At 60.6% G+C, this 15065-nt stretch carries 14 protein-coding genes; 6 read left to right on the top strand and 8 right to left on the bottom strand.

Annotated features, from left to right (window positions below; genetic code table 11):
* Positions 1-35 precede the first annotated feature (35 nt).
* The 4 genes from AB0O87_RS03990 to dcm form a co-directional block, all read right to left on the bottom strand.
* A complete protein-coding gene (locus tag AB0O87_RS03990; RefSeq protein ID WP_363511942.1) occupies positions 36-1310 on the bottom strand; it encodes a hypothetical protein in 1275 nt (424 codons plus the stop codon).
* 629 nt (positions 1311-1939) lie between these two features.
* Positions 1940-2911 carry a PD-(D/E)XK motif protein gene (locus tag AB0O87_RS03985; protein ID WP_363511940.1) on the bottom strand — a complete coding sequence of 324 codons (972 nt, stop codon included), beginning with the start codon at positions 2909-2911 and terminating at the stop codon, positions 1940-1942.
* On the bottom strand, positions 2908-5628 hold the full coding sequence (locus AB0O87_RS03980; RefSeq protein WP_363511939.1) for a Z1 domain-containing protein: 2721 nt from the start codon (positions 5626-5628) through the stop codon (positions 2908-2910). Before AB0O87_RS03980 ends, AB0O87_RS03985 begins: the two co-directional genes overlap by 4 nt.
* 200 nt (positions 5629-5828) lie before the next feature.
* A complete protein-coding gene (gene dcm / locus AB0O87_RS03975; RefSeq protein ID WP_363511937.1) occupies positions 5829-6890 on the bottom strand; it encodes a DNA (cytosine-5-)-methyltransferase in 1062 nt (353 codons plus the stop codon).
* 336 nt (positions 6891-7226) lie between these two features.
* Here dcm and AB0O87_RS03970 point away from each other — a divergent pair, with 336 nt between their 5' ends.
* Together AB0O87_RS03970 and AB0O87_RS03965 are read left to right on the top strand one after the other, a co-directional pair.
* On the top strand, positions 7227-7559 hold the full coding sequence (locus tag AB0O87_RS03970) for a nucleotide pyrophosphohydrolase (RefSeq protein WP_363511935.1): 333 nt from the start codon (positions 7227-7229) through the stop codon (positions 7557-7559).
* Positions 7559-9304: a DNA/RNA helicase domain-containing protein gene (locus AB0O87_RS03965; RefSeq protein ID WP_363511933.1), complete on the top strand. Its 1746-nt coding sequence runs from the start codon at positions 7559-7561 to the stop codon at positions 9302-9304. The genes AB0O87_RS03970 and AB0O87_RS03965 overlap by 1 nt, the downstream gene beginning before the upstream one ends.
* Position 9305: 1 nt before the next feature.
* Here AB0O87_RS03965 and AB0O87_RS03960 read toward each other — a convergent pair whose 3' ends face one another.
* Positions 9306-9911, bottom strand: a complete 606-nt coding sequence (locus AB0O87_RS03960) for a MerR family transcriptional regulator (protein WP_363511931.1) — start codon at positions 9909-9911, stop codon at positions 9306-9308.
* Between the two features lie 68 nt (positions 9912-9979).
* Between AB0O87_RS03960 and AB0O87_RS03955 the strand changes: the two genes are divergently transcribed.
* Positions 9980-10480, top strand: coding sequence for a DUF4188 domain-containing protein (locus tag AB0O87_RS03955; protein WP_363511929.1), 501 nt, complete (start codon positions 9980-9982; stop codon positions 10478-10480).
* A gap of 86 nt (positions 10481-10566) precedes the next feature.
* Here AB0O87_RS03955 and AB0O87_RS03950 read toward each other — a convergent pair whose 3' ends face one another.
* From AB0O87_RS03950 to AB0O87_RS03940, 3 genes are read right to left on the bottom strand one after another with little or no spacing between them, the layout of a single operon-like run.
* Positions 10567-10746: a hypothetical protein gene (locus AB0O87_RS03950; RefSeq protein ID WP_363511927.1), complete on the bottom strand. Its 180-nt coding sequence runs from the start codon at positions 10744-10746 to the stop codon at positions 10567-10569.
* A gap of 17 nt (positions 10747-10763) precedes the next feature.
* Positions 10764-11528, bottom strand: coding sequence for a 3-keto-5-aminohexanoate cleavage protein (locus AB0O87_RS03945; protein ID WP_363511926.1), 765 nt, complete (start codon positions 11526-11528; stop codon positions 10764-10766).
* Positions 11528-11755, bottom strand: coding sequence for a hypothetical protein (locus tag AB0O87_RS03940; RefSeq protein ID WP_363511924.1), 228 nt, complete (start codon positions 11753-11755; stop codon positions 11528-11530). Before AB0O87_RS03940 ends, AB0O87_RS03945 begins: the two co-directional genes overlap by 1 nt.
* Before the next feature lie 398 nt (positions 11756-12153).
* On the opposite strand from AB0O87_RS03940, the gene purL reads away from it, so the two are divergent.
* From purL to AB0O87_RS03925, 3 genes are read left to right on the top strand one after another with little or no spacing between them, the layout of a single operon-like run.
* Positions 12154-14481 (top strand): phosphoribosylformylglycinamidine synthase subunit PurL, encoded by a 2328-nt coding sequence (purL, locus tag AB0O87_RS03935; protein WP_363511922.1) that lies wholly within the window; start codon positions 12154-12156, stop codon positions 14479-14481.
* A complete protein-coding gene (locus tag AB0O87_RS03930; protein ID WP_363511920.1) occupies positions 14478-14651 on the top strand; it encodes a hypothetical protein in 174 nt (57 codons plus the stop codon). The genes purL and AB0O87_RS03930 overlap by 4 nt, the downstream gene beginning before the upstream one ends.
* Positions 14652-14695: 44 nt before the next feature.
* Positions 14696-15046, top strand: coding sequence for a TraR/DksA C4-type zinc finger protein (locus AB0O87_RS03925; protein WP_363511918.1), 351 nt, complete (start codon positions 14696-14698; stop codon positions 15044-15046).
* Positions 15047-15065 lie beyond the last annotated feature (19 nt).

Here is a 15065-nt window from a genome sequence, read left to right as displayed (position 1 = left end):
CTCGCGCTTGCGCAGGAGTTCGGTATGGACGCGACTCAATCGCTGGCATCTGCAGAGCTCGCATTCATTTCGATGAGGAGTGCACGACGGGCGGGCCCAGTAAAGGTCGCCGCTTGAAGTACGTTTCCGGTCGCTCTTGCGCGGCCGTTCCCTAAATCCGTTGCCCGCTCCCACTCGGTATCTAACGCTTGGCCTGAGACCTGCGTGCGCGCCCCGTCATCTCCCACAACAGCGACCGCGAGGTCGACATCGAAATCTCCGTCACCGTTCACAACGAAAGAAACCTGTTGCCGTTGACGGCCGTCGTCGAGGGTCAGTAGCAACCGGGAAGCCTCGATCGAAATCAATTGTCGGCGCGCACTACGACGTCCGCGGCTCTGAGACGGCCGCGTTCCGCGCTCGGGTGCCTCTTCTGTCGCGACAGGGAGAAGCATGCCGAACATGCGTGCCACCGCCCCGACACCGCGACGGGCCGTATCCGGCGCGGGCACCGCTGCGGGTTCTGGGACAGCGAAGGTCTGGCGAAGAATCGCGCGCACTCTGTTGCGCATTGCACGAATCACGAGCCCTGTCTCACCGCCGGCATTGCTTACCCACATGTCGTGCGCTGGCGGCTCTGCATCGGCGAACACTCGATCCCATTCTCTTGCGGACTTGAACACGGCGATCCAGTCGAAGACGGGTGACGCCGTATGGTCCGACCAATCGTCGGTGGTCACAACCAACTCGGCCTGATCGCGCATCATTGCGATGCGTTTGACAGAGTCCTCATCCCACGCTGGATCTAGGTCATCTCCTTCCACAGCGGCCTCGAGCGCCTTTATCCGTTTGACGACTGCGAGGTGGCCGATGGTCCTTCGGTTACGCACAACTTCATGCACCTCGACAGGCAATCCCGACGGCGAGAGCACAGGCGCCTCATCACCGCGCGCTCGCAATCGGATCGCATTTAGTCCGGCCCCCCAGAAGCCCAGCGCGCCTGCCTCCTCATCGATCAGGCCGATCTCCTGATCGTGCACATGCAATTCGATGGGCATCGGCGGTTGGACGCACCCTGGCTCCACGATCAGCTTTGCCCAAAGGTGACGGCGTATGGCGCTCCGTGCTTCCCTGGCGAACTGCCCCTCCAGCGCCATTGCATCCCCGTGACGAAGCTGACCGAGATCAAGGACATCGGATTCCTCTCCCCTCAGAGCGCTAATCCTCGGATCGAGGATAAGCAACGATGTACCGGTTTCATCACCTTCGAAATGGCGCAAGAAGAAGCGCTCACCGTACGCCTGAGCTACGTCGCCAGTGAGGGGCGACACGAGGTCCCCTTCTCCCGCTCCCCACCAATGCCGCCCAGTGAACTGTTTCCCTTCGGACACGTAGGAATCATGGAAAGCCGACGCGATCAACCGATGCTCAAGCTCGCCCGCGGGGTTCCGGCAACGAGTCCAGAAGAGAACGGTTCCCTGTCCACTAAATGCGTAGGCCGCTGTCTTTCCGAATCCATACGTGCCGCCCCCTTTTCCATCGTCGCGAGGCACACCAACTTTAAGAATGAGGTCCTGAAAGTTGCAGGGTTGCCCAGCAGGCGTTGGGGAGAGATCGATTGGACCGTCAAGCCCGCTGGTCCGTCGATCGAATACCTCTAAGGTGTGAATGTTCTCTACCGCCGGCACACGGTGCTTTCCCGCCCACTGCGATCCCGCCGCGAAAAGACGATCAATATCGGCTCGAAGCCGGAAATCTACTCGTCGCAGGTGCACGCCATATAACGGAGTCTCCCCGTCGATGCGAGCATCCCAACTGTTCTGCGCAGTCTCACGAAGTAGCACCTCAAGCGGGGCCAAGTCGGTACGTCCCAGCAGTCGATCTCCTCCGGTGCCATCCATGTCGCCGGCTTTGAATTGCTTCGAGAACCAAGCGAGCGGCTCAATCGCCACGTCCGCGCTCACAGCGCCCCCAGCACGCCTTGATAGTCGCTTTCTGGCAGCGGAGCGGCGCACGCGTCAAGCAAGAGCTCATACGTAAGCCGATCAACGCCTTTCAACATCGTGTCGTTCAGTCGAGACGCTCGAATACCGGGGAACCGATCGTCAACATGATGCAACCGGCGCTCCGCTACCACCATCCGGAGTGACTCATCAAGAACGAGCGGCTCGTTGTCATCCGTGCGTTCGCGGAGAATATCTAGGCTTATCCCCGCACCGCCGATTTCCCGCACGATTTCAGCGATAGTCTCCCCGTCGACTGATTCCTCCACACGGAACGAGACAAGGTGAAGGTCATGTCCGTGCGGAGGATCGAGTTGGTAGGCTCCGTGCACAGTGACGCTAGGGCTTCCAGTGCCGCTATAGGCCTTCACTTCGAGAGCGTTCGTCCGGGCGAAGTCGTGCCGGTGACCACTTGGACCACGCCAGAACGAAAGCGCTTCGGCGCCATGAATATTCAGCAAGGATCGAAGCACTGTGAGCTCCCCAAACAGACCGATCAACCCCTGGCGGCTAACACCCGATCTGGCTGCTTGCAAAGCACGACGCCAGTCCTCAACGACCTTCGACACCTCAAGATAGACGGTGCCGCGTTCCGCATCGACGCGGTCAAGCACCTCTCCGATAAGAGACAGGAACGTCGCGCGAAGGGCGGGATCCGGGCAGTCGATCTTGATGCGCTCGCGTGGACTATCTGCGGACGCCGGTATCCAGCTAACCGGCAACGTGTCCCCCAGCCTGGGTTCAATCCGCGGGATGCTTTCTGGACGCTCTATTACGAACGACAGCTGGCCTAGGTAATCAACGACCAGAAGCGCTTCCCGCATGTTCCAGTCAGGACCCAATCGGCGGGCTTTACTGACTTCGAGCGTAGGCACTTCTTGCAACAAAGCTCTCAGCGCCGCCTCGGCCCTCGAAAAGCCACCACTCACGACACGCCCTCCTGAGCCGCAAAATCTGCCTCGTCGTCAACGATCTCACTGTCTATGTCGTCGGTCTCCTCATCGCCCGGATCAAAGATCGACTTGGGCGTCACCGCGTAATAGTCACCGTCCCGCTCGAACTCGGAGGATGGGAACACCACAGCGAGTCCGATCAGGTGATCAGGCGCCCCCATAGGGCCTCTGGTCTTCGCGGAAGCCGCTACCGGCTCTGAATCTTTCCCGATGGCGTACAGCACCACGAGACCGTTATCGGGGCGAACCCTGCGTCGGAAGCTCTTGACGGCCTGCGCGTCGCTCTTTTTGAGTTGCTTCAGCTCACCCTGAGTTGCGGCGTCCAGTCGGCCGTTCTTGTTAAGAATCGCAAGGTCTGCTGTCGAATCTGTACTTGCCATAAGCGCGCGGATGTTCACGACGTCCGCGCCCGCGCTGATCGCTTCCTCGAAACGAGACTTATCCCACTCGACACTTAAAGGTGCGCGGCTCACGACGTTCACTCGGACATCTGGCGCGTACTCAAACTTGGCCCCGTTACTAGCCGGCCCCGACACGAGAAGGAGATCCCAGGTCTTGCCTTCCCCATGCTCTCCGGTCCACTTCTTCATCGCAGCTGGTTGCAACGCGGCATCTACCGAGAAGAGACCGTACTGCTCGAGAAAAGTGACAAGGTCCGTGTGCGATAAACCCTCAAAAAGATGAGACGCAGCGGAGCCGTTGGCTCCGCCAAGGGAATCGAAGCTCGTGCACGTTTCAACCGCGCGTCCCACAACCTCTTTCGCAGCCGCCTGCGCGCGGTCGATGCCTGCTTGCGAACGGTCAAGGTAGATGGTCTGTCGACGATTGCCGCCAAGCCCGGTGTGCACCAGGTCGACGAAATCCATCTTCCCTGCGCCGGTAATCTGAAGACGCCCTTTGTGTGCCCGAACTGCAATAGCAATATCACGAGGCGTCATCTCTTCATCGATCATCACCGCGATGTCCCCGCGAAGCTCCCGCTCAACTAGGGCGAGATGCGCATAGTCTTCCAACATTCCGGAGGCCGCCCAGACACGGGCAAGGTCACGGTAATGCGGGCGAAATCCGAACCACCGCCCCATTTGAAGAAGCGTGTCATACGCATTCGACGTACGAAGGAAGAAGGATACGACGAGGCCCTCGAGTGTGAGACCACGCGATAAAGTTCCTCCGCCAATTGCGATCACGGTCTGCGGGTCGCCGTCCGGGTAGGAGACACGGTTGTCAGAGGTTCCGTTGTCGACGCGAACCTGTACGCGCGAGATTAGGTCATCAATGACGGGCCAGATATCCGCCCAGAGCGGCAAGATCTCGTCGCCTCGAAGCTCCTGCGCGCGATCAATCTCAGCATTGAAGGTGGCTTCGAAGGTGTGGTGACGACGATCGCTCTCTAGCGCGATGTCTTTGAGGAAGTCGACAACAGCATCGCGCAAACGAGCATGCGCCTCAACACGGTGTGATGTGTGAAGCAACATCGACGAGTGTTCCGGGCTTCCCGTGCGAATCTGCCGGATCGCTGTCGCGATGAGAAACCACCTAATCGCCTCGGAAAGTGACGACGTGGTATGAGGATCGTAGTTAGTTAGGTCTCGCCCGGATGGAGCGAGAACTGCAGCCTCTTCCTCCGGGATTGTGCGTGCCAACGCCGCTGACGAGCTGCCTTCCTCATCGTCGATGGTCGACGTGTCGAAATACGTGTCTGCCCCCATGTAGCCAGCTGCGCGCGGCAGAACCACGGCGAAATCATCTGGGTAGAGGTCGTTCTCGTTGTTAGGGTCAGTGAAGATATTGGCGAATGGAGTGGCCGTATATCCGACGTAGGTTCCTGTTTTAACCTCGGCCCATATATCTCGAATTCTTTGGTTGATCGCCGATACTAGGTTTTTAGCTCCCTTTGTATTCGGCGTCGCTTGATCCGACTCGTCATCGATGATTAGCACCGCGCGGGACAAGAGCATCTTGGGATCCTGTTTCGAGATACTCCGCAGGTATGTGAGCACGTTTGCTAGACGCTTCTCGTTCTTTTTCACGACCATGACAATCGCGTTCGCCTGGTTCCCGACAGGGGCCACTGGATTGTTGGGCGCTAGATCCGAGTTGACATCAGTCAGCGGGTACCATGCCACTCCGCCGTTCTTGAGCTCCCGAAGTTGCAGGTCGCCGTCTAGGCGAGCCTGGGTCTGCGCCCGAAGATTCGAGTGCATGCCCGCCAGCACAATAACGATCCTGTAGCCTGCGTCAACGGCTTTGGCAACGAGGCCTGCATAGTTTGCTGTCTTTCCAGACTGCACGTATCCGACAACGAGCCCTTTGCGTCGGTCCCCTCGCTCGAGCGGGTTCGCGCACTGCGACAAAATCTGCGACGTTGATTCGTCAACGCCGTCGACTGCGCTCCCTGGTAGGCGAGAGTCCAGTCTCGCGCGGTACACAGGCCAGATGCCTCGCGAGCTTTTCGGACCGCTATACCAGGCGGCACGCGCGCGGTCCCCGATCAAGTTGTTGTCGGTCGCTAGGTCTTCGATACGCTCGCGTTCAGAGGCGAGATATGCACGATACTGAGCCGGAAAATCAGGGTTCATCTGACCAAAGCTCGCGAGAAGCTCCGCATCGCGTGTTTCCGAATCGCGCCCGGGCTGCCCTACTTGCACAGCTTCGAACATCGTCTTCAACTGTTCGAACTCAAATACTGCCACAGCATCCCCTAGCGTTCCGAGATGCCCTCGTCAGCATCCTGATTCCATTCTTACCGGAATGTAGGGGCCTTGGCGAGACAGCGCGCGTTCGGAATCTCGGGGTATCTCGTCTGACCACAACCGGTGCGGACTGCGCGCGAGTTGAACATGTCCTGAACAGCATGGGCAGGAGCTCAGTCGAGCACAGTCCCCGAAATACGCTAGGGACGAGAGGGCGCGCCCATTTGCGTAAGATTCATAGGCACAGAGTCGTAATCTTCGCCGCGCAACGTTCTGAAGAGTGCAGAAAAAATCACCTCTGCCCCGTCTGGTGGAACTGCCATGCCAACCTGTTTGCGGACTTGCTCTTTCGACCCTTTGAAAACGAAAGTGTCCGGGAAGGTCTGGATACGCGCGCGTTCCCGGTTGGTCAACGCCCGCACTTCTTCCCAGTGGTATCCGTGAGTACCGCCGCCCCCGGAACCTGTGATCGTGTATGAAGGAAGGTCCGGATGAAGTCGGCGATAGATCTGACTGAACGTCGCACCTTTAACGTTGAGCTTTAGATGGTCAGGCAACGCAGCATTGAACGCGTTTTGCCCCGGGTTGATGTATGCGAGGCGTTCCTCGACGACCTTCGATTGACGGGTCCGTTCGTTGTTGGGAGCCGACTGAACAAGACCGCCCAGCGCGTTACGGACAGACTTCCAAGTTGTCGGATCCTTGTGAGTCGGGGCCGGAACGGCAAACCTCGCGCCGTTCTCTCTCGAAAGACCAACGATGATGATTCGGTGGCGTCGTTGCGGAACGCCGTACTCTTCGAACTTGTAAAGGTGTGGAGTCAGCTCGTATCCCGGTCCCGCATGTCGAAGCTCTTCAAGAATCCGAGGAAAAGCAAGACCGGCATTGGCAGTCTGCAGTCCGGAAACATTTTCGGCCACGAACCAGTTCGGACGATGAGCGTCGAGAACATTCACGCCGTATTTGTATAGTGGGCCGAAGTTACCATCGAGCCCCTTGCTTTCCCCGATCATCGAGTAGTCGTTGCACGGGAACCCGAAGGCGAAACCGTCGATCTTCGGAAGTGATTCGACGTCGAGGTCGCGCACGTCACCATGTATGACCGACTGAGCGGTAGCTCCCGGGATGTTCGCGCGATACGTCTCTACCGCGCTTGCGTCATAATCATTCGCCCATGCGTGGCGGAGATCGACCCCAGTCGCCGCGGCTGCGGCGTGCGCGCCTAGCGCTATCCCTCCGGGCCCGGAGAACAGCTCGCCCATCTTGTATGTCACAGTCACAGCAGTACCTGTCCTCGAAAAAGCGCACGGCGGGGAGGTGCCGAAGTGCAAACGATCGTCCAGACAGCAGCTTACGCCAGGCCGCAGACAACAACGGATCGTAGGCTTTCAATTCTAGTGTTCAAGCATGTACTCGACTAGAAATGACTCGACGGAGCGTCGTGATGGAAGACCTGCCTGACCAGTCTCAGCGGCTGGGATTCTGGCGAACCAGTTCGTAGCATTAACCTCGTCGGTATCTCGACATGCACGCACGGGAGCGTGGACAGCAGGAGGGCACGCGAGCCACACCTGACCGCGCCTGCTAGCGTCACTATCATGCCGTCCGAACAAACTCTCGCCGCCCTCCGCACGTTTGTCGCCGAGCGTGACTGGGATCAATTCCACTCCCCTGAGAACCTCTCGAAGAGTATTGCGATCGAGGCGAGCGAGCTTCTCGAGTGCTTTCAGTGGTCGCCCGAGTTTAACAAGGAGCAGGTGGAAACGGAGCTTGCGGATGTCCTCACTTACTGCATTCTTCTGGCCAACAAACTCGACGTAGATATAGATGAGATCGTGACGAAGAAGTTGAACGCGACAAAGGCGAAATACCCGATCGAACTTGCCAAGGGCAACAGGATAAAATACACCGAACTCACCGCGGACGCGTAATGAGCCGGATTGATATCCAACGCCTACCGTTCCAGCGGAACGCCGTCGATGCGTGGGCGCGTAGCAGCGAGCGTCACACCAACTGGCCAGTGGTGTACGTGATCGAGGGCAACGCTCGTAGTAGCTCGCCTGCACTGTACGTGGGGGAGACCGTAAGTGCGGCCAGCAGGATGCGCCAACATCTAGCAGGGCCAAAACGGAACGAGACGCTCGAATCAATCCGGGTAGTTGTTGACCACACTTTCAACAAGTCGGTATGCCTTGATCTGGAGTCTCATCTGATCCGCTGGTTCTCTGGCGATGGCCGATATCGGATCTTGAATGGCAACGACGGTTTGACCGATGCACAGTACTACGGTCGTGCGCTCTACCGTGAATCCTTCCGGGACGTGTTCGAAGCGCTGAGAGCCGAAGGTCTCTTCTCCCGGAGCATCCCGCAAATCGAGAACTCCGACCTTTTTAAGCTGTCACCGTTCAAGGCGCTGACCGATGACCAAGCTATTGCGATCGTGGACATCGTCGAAGGTCTATTGGAAGACCTCCAGCACCCCAAAGTCCGCTCGACACTCGTCGTCGAAGGCAACCCAGGGACGGGTAAGACGATCATTGCGATCTTCTTGATGAAGCTCCTCGCCGACATCCGTGACCATCAGGACAACGACGGGGTCGGACCGGAATCCATGTTCTCGGAGTTCTTCGTACCCGAGAACCGCGAGCTTTTGAAAACCTTGCGCATGGCGCTTGTGATCCCGCAACAGTCGCTGCGACAGTCGGTGAAGCGTGTATTCAAAAAGACGCCGAAGCTTGAACCGGGGATGGTGATGTCACCGTTTCAGATCGGCGAATCCGGTGGTGAATTCGACCTCATTTTGGTTGACGAGACACACCGGCTCGGGCAACGCGCCAATCAGGCGTCGGGGGTGCAGAACAAGAAGTTTCGAGATATCAACACTGCTCTGTTCGGCACAGATGACCCGCGTTATAACCAACTTGACTGGATCAAGGCACGCAGCAAGCACCAACTCCTCCTCGTTGATGGTGCACAGAGCGTTCGACCTCATGACCTTTCCCCTGCGGCTCTCGATTCCGAAATGCGTGCTGCACAGAGCGCTCACCGCTTCTTCCGTCTGACCACCCAGATGCGTGTGCGAGCAGGAACCGACTACGTCGAATTCGTCCGAGGGGTACTGCGCGACGAATCTCCTGCGCTCCCATCTTTCGGCGAATACGACCTTCGACTCTTCGAGGACCTCAGCGAGATGCGCGCCGCAATCCGAAGCCGTGACACCGAGGTTGGGCTTTCGCGCCTTGTAGCGGGCTATGCCTGGGATTGGTTGTCAAAGAAACAGCCACAGGCCTTCGATATCGAGCTCGATGGCGAGCGAATGCAATGGAACCGTACGGACAAAGACTGGATCAACTCCTCGGGCTCGATCGAAGAGGTCGGCTCAATCCACACGGTCCAGGGCTACGATCTCAACTACGCAGGCGTCATCATCGGGCCCGATCTTCGCCTCGATTCTAAGACGGGAAGGATCGTCGCGGACCGTGAGAACTATCGCGACAAGAAAGGCAAGGAAAACACCGGGCATCTCAAGGGCGCTTTTACGGATGACGATCTTCTGACGTTCATCCGAAATATCTATGGCGTTCTATTGACCCGAGGGATGCTGGGCACTTACATCTACGTGTGCGACCCTCCGCTGAGAGAACGCTTCTCCGCTCTTCTGACGCGCGAGCTCTGATCTACTCCCCGAATCGCTCGCCCGAGGCGACCTGCTGTGCAACGCGTCGCAACGCCAACAACAGCGGCTCGACAAGCACCGACCCCAACACCACGTACCGCACAGCGGCTTCGGCCGATTCGCTCGGCACCGCAGCGATCTCGGCGTCAGCGATGCGCCGCATGCTCGCAAGGTATTCGGGCATCACGCTCTCTGGCACGACGAATCCGGCGCTTTCGAGCCCCTGCATCGCGCGGGCGACCGCGTTGAGCACGGCTACGTCGCACATGCCTGGCTTCCATCCGAGTGCGGTGACGAGACGTTCCGCATCGGTCAGGTCTAGCGTTTCGTCGACCTCTGGCGTGATCGCGGCGTGCGCGGTGCCAAGCAGATCGTTCGCGCTCTCGGGCGGATCATCGAGGGTGGCGAGAACTCGACGCGTCTCTGCGATGCTCACGCCAGCGTCAAGCAGCGCGCGGATCACCCGCAACCGCTCCACATGCTTCTCGCTGTATGAGGCCTGCGTGGGCGAGCTGCGTTCACCCTCGGGCAGCAGCCCTTCGCGCAGGTAATACTTGATCGTCGGTACGGTCACGCCTGTCTGAGCAGACAGTCCGGAAATTCTCATGGCCACCTCTTGACTTCGATAGTAGCGCTCTCCATTATGGATAGCGAGGCTATCAAGTCAAAGGACCCATGTCTAAAGTCATCCCGGGGCGCATGACCCACCGTCACGACGGCGAACTCGTCGTCTTTCACATCGGCATGCAAATCAACAGGTGGTGGCGTCCTGACCTGTGGATTCCCGCCGCCGCCGCGATGCCGGGCATGCTGCGCGAACTCTCGAAAGACCCCGACTCCGGGCTTCTCAGCTACGAAATTCTCGTGGGAGCCGGCGGTCCGTACATCGTGCAGTACTGGTCGTCTATCGACAAGCTCTACGCCTACGCATCCGCCCCCTCCCAAGAGCACCGCCCTGCATGGACGGCCTTCAACCGCGCGGCCCGCAAGGCGCCAGGCGCGGTCGGGGTCTGGCATGAGACCTTCCTGGTCGACCGAGCCGAAAGCGTCTACGTCTCCACCAAGCCGATGGGACTCCCGAAAGCGACGGAGATCGTCGAAGTGAGCCGCGTGCACAACCGAGCGCACTCGCGTCTCGCCGACGGAAAGACCCCTGCGGCGACGCCCAAGGTGTGAAGGTCAACGCGGGCTGACCAGTTCGGCAGTCAGCACGCCCAGAAGGGGCTCATTCGGCGGTCCGCGCGACCCCTGGGGTCAGTGCGTCAGACCCGGCCGGTCCAGTCATCACGGATCATTGCCTGGCGGTGCGAAGTGAGTGCCGCGCGCACGGCCGAGTAAATCACCAGCCATGTAACGAGAATGCTGATGAGGATGATGCCGACGTAGAAAAGGATGATGAACAGAAAGCTGTCTCCGAGGAACATGACCTCAGACTGCCGCATGGGATCATCTATCCCAATCAAACTCTCCGCATCCGCGCCACTGCCGCCCTGATGAGGGCAGCGTTGCCCGGCGCGGGCGTGCCATCGGGAAGCCGGAGCGTGTCTTCCAACCCGATACGCGCATCGAGCCCAAGCTCAACGGCCAGGTCGAACACCGACCAGGCGGACCCTTCCTCACCATGCAACAGGATCGGCATGCCCGGTTCTTCAATCTCGACATGCGCAACCATCGCCTCGGCGTGATCTCGCACCACCGCACGCGGCTCGTCCGGAAGTCCGATCAGCACGCGCGCGCAGTCTCCTCTCACCGGCGATCGCTTCCACATTTCGAAACCACCGGCGTCCCATAAACCGGCCTCCACCTTGATGCCTCGGGTGATGAGCAGAGTGGCCAGCTCGTCAGCGCCCGACTCATGCCAGTTGAGACATACCGAATCTGGCAACTCCGTCCAGGACTCGATCGCCGCAAGACGTTGCTCAAGCTTCGGCTCCGCCCAGCTGCTCACAATCAGTTGAAGCGGAACGCCGCGACAGGTTTCACGCAATGCGCGCATCCACCGAGCGACATCGTCGGGAGCGATGCTGTCGTAACCACGGGAGTCCTTCGCGTGCACATGAATCTCTCGGGCACCCGCGACAATCGCCCTGGCGGCATCATCTGCGACCACCGTGGCATCGGCACTCAACCACGGATGCTCAGCCGCATCCCGCGCACCGTTGACACATGCCTGAAGCTGCATCCTCTTCGTTGACGGGTGTGTGAGTGTGGAAGGGGTGCTCATCAATCGCTCAGATCGCGGGGATGCCGGTCGTATGGACGGGGATCGTGCGATGGACCTTCCTCCGTACGAACCGTGTGCTCTACCTGGCGGGCGACCGCTGCTCCGCGCCCGACCTTCACCGCCTCGGCCTCACTTTCGAACCCGCTTCCCAGCGTCTGAGACTCACCTTCGATGCGGTTGAACCAGATGCCGTTGCGATGGAACGTCTCGATGTCACCTGCGGCCATGCGGAATCCCTTCTCTCACCTCTTTTCTATGACGCTGTGGAGGAGGTGTGGAGGGGCTTGACAGTGCCGGTTGGGGGTATTTGACCCGGCCTTTGGGAGGGTGCGGGCCCTTCGACAGGCTCAGGGACGGGGTTGGGAGGTCTTGGGGCGCGGGCACGCCGGGAGCGCGTTCGTAACTCAGGAAGTTTTGTTGGAACGGGGGTGTGGGGGTGTGGTTGGTGGGCGGTGGGGGTGGTTTTCCTGAGTTGTGAACGGGGGGGGAGCGAGACGGGCCCTTCGACAGGCTCAGGGACCTGGGCTAGGAGCAGGGGGCAGGGACCGAAGGGGGGCGGAGGGAGGGGGTGGAGGGTGGACGGTAGACTGGGGGAGCCCCGCCGGCCCCTTCCTTTGGAGTGCGCGTGACCACCGCCCCTGCACCTTCCCACCAGCACGTCCCCGACTCTGTCGAGAACGCGATAGCTACGCCCGAGAAGGAGCAGCCGTACGGCGCCCTCGGACTCAAGCCAGACGAGTATGAGCGCATCAAGGAGATCCTTGGCCGCCGCCCCACCTCTGGTGAACTGGCGATGTACTCCGTCATGTGGTCGGAGCACTGCTCGTACAAGAGCAGCAAAAACTACCTGCGCCGGTTCGGCCAAAAGGTCTCCGACGAGATGAAGGAACGCCTGATGGTGGGCATGGGCCAGAACGCGGGCGTCGTCGACGTCGGCGAAGGCTGGGCCGTCACCTTCAAGGCGGAGTCGCACAACCACCCCTCTTTCATCGAGCCTTTCCAGGGCGCAGCAACGGGCGTCGGCGGCATCGTCCGCGACATCATCTCGATGGGCGCACGCCCCGTTGCCATCATGGACGCGCTGCGCTTCGGTGCCGTCGACCACCCAGACACCGCCCGCGTCGTGCACGGCGTAACGAGCGGCATCAGCTTCTACGGCAACTGCCTTGGCCTGCCGAACATCGGCGGCGAGACGGTATTCGACTCGGTTTACCAGGCAAACCCGCTCGTCAACGCCCTCGCTGTCGGCGTGCTGCGCCACGAAGACCTCAAGCTTGCAAACGCGACAGGCGTCGGCAACAAGGTGGTACTTTTCGGCGCCCGCACCGGTGGCGACGGCATCGGCGGCGCGAGCATTTTGGCTTCCGACTCGTTCGATTCCACCGGCCCGACCAAGCGTCCAGCCGTGCAGGTCGGCGACCCGTTTGCCGAGAAGGTGCTCATCGAGTGCTGTCTGGAGCTGTACCGCGGCGAGCTGGTCGAGGCCATCCAAGACCTCGGTGCTGCTGGTATCTCCTGCGCAACCAGCGAGCTCGCCGCCAACGGCAACAGCGGTATGAAGGTCTCGCTCGACAACGTGCTGCTGCGGGATCCGTCACTCACGGCCGAAGAGATTCTGATGTCGGAGTCGCAGGAGCGCATGATGGCGATCGTGGCGCCCGAGAAGCTCGACGCTTTCCTTGATGTCGTGAACAAGTGGGAGGTGGAGACCTCCGTGCTGGGTGAGGTCACCGGCGACGGACGCCTCATCATCGACTGGCAGGGCGAGCGCATCGTCGACGTTGACCCCTCCACCGTGGCTGTTGATGGCCCGGTTTACGACCGTCCGGTCGCATACCCGACGTGGATCGATGCTCTGCAGGCGGATGCCGCCGAGAACCTCCCCCGCGCCAACGATCCAGAAACGCTGCGCACGCAATTCCTCGATCTGGTTGCCTCTCCGAACTTGGCCGACACGAGCTGGATCACCAACCAGTACGACTACTTCGTGCTCGGCAACACGGCCCTCAGCTTCCCCGACGACGCCGGCATGATCCGCGTCGACGAAGAATCTGGCCTTGGTTTCGCGGTATCCACCGACGCTAACGGCCGCTACTGCCAGCTCGACCCGTATGCGGGTGCGCAGCTGGCCCTCGCCGAGGCGTACCGCAACGTCGCCGTCACCGGCGCGGTGCCCACGGCGATCACCGACTGCCTCAACTTCGGCTCACCAGAGAACCCCGAGGTCATGTGGCAGTTCGGCCAGACGGTCGATGGCCTGGCCGACGGATGCTACGAACTCGGCACCCCGGTGACCGGCGGAAACGTCTCGTTCTACAACCAGACCGGCGACGTGCCCATCCACCCGACACCGCTCGTGGGTGTGCTCGGGATCATCGACGATGTCTCCCGCCGCATCCCCTCTGGTTGGCAAGACGTCGGACAGAACATTTACCTGCTCGGCACCACCTCGACCGAGCTCTCGGGTTCGGCGTGGGCCGAGGTCGTTCACCAGCACCTCGGCGGGCTCCCCCCGAAGGTCGACCTCGCAGGCGAAAAGCGTCTCGCCGGTCTGCTCTCCGCCGCCCGCGACGAGTGGTTGATCTCCTCTGCACACGACCTCTCCGAAGGTGGCCTCGCCCAGGCACTTGCTGAAGGCGTGATGCGCTTCGGTGTGGGTGCGCGTGTGTGGCTGAACGAGATCATCGAGCGCGATGGAGTGGATGCCGCATCCGCCCTGTTCTCCGAGTCGACCGGCCGCGTGCTGGTGACCGTGCCGCGCGAAGACGACGTCAAGTTCCAGGGACTGTGCGAGGGCCGCGGCTACTCGGTCGCCCGCATCGGCGTGACAGACACCGAACCGCAACTCGAAGTACAAGACGTCTTCACGGTGTCGGCGGCGGAGCTGCGCGAGCGCTCGCAGGCCACCCTCCCCTCGTACTTCGGCCCAACCGTCACGGAGACTTCCGCATGAGCGAACTGAACCGCCAGAACCAGACTCCGAACGTGAACCCGAATGAAGAGGACTACGGCGACCTCGGCGAGAAGCGCAATCGGCGCATCCGTGTGATCGCCTGGACGGTCATCGTTGCGCTGATCCTCGCGGGTGGCGGTGCCACAGTGCTGACCCTGATTCTCGGGTAGCGCGCTCGGGGGTGAGCGTCGGAGGCCCGCTCTAGAGTGGGCGCATGAATGAGGATGCGCACGATCGCCTGTGCGAGCTACGCGCTCAGGCTGCGGAACGCGTGCGGTCAACAGCTGCCATACTCGCGGAGCTGACACACGATCGCGCGGGATCAAACGACGACGACGAGCATGACCCAGAGGGCGTCACCCTGTCGTCGGAATGGTCACGGTTGACGGGGCTCGCCGAGGCGGCAGCATCCGAACTCCATCAGGTCGATGAGGCGCTGGCACGGGTAGATGCCGGCACATATGGCCTCTGTGCGAACTGCGGACAGCCGATTCCACCCGGGCGACTCGAAGTGCGGCCATTCGCGGAGCATTGCGTCGCGTGCGCCGAGAAGCTTGGCCGCTAACGCGAGGAGCGCGCCTCCG

The organism is Microbacterium sp. NPDC076768 (assembly GCF_040687205.1).
In the GTDB taxonomy this organism is placed as follows: Bacteria; Actinomycetota; Actinomycetes; order Actinomycetales; family Microbacteriaceae; genus Microbacterium.
This window is presented reverse-complemented; position numbering and strand designations above follow the sequence as displayed.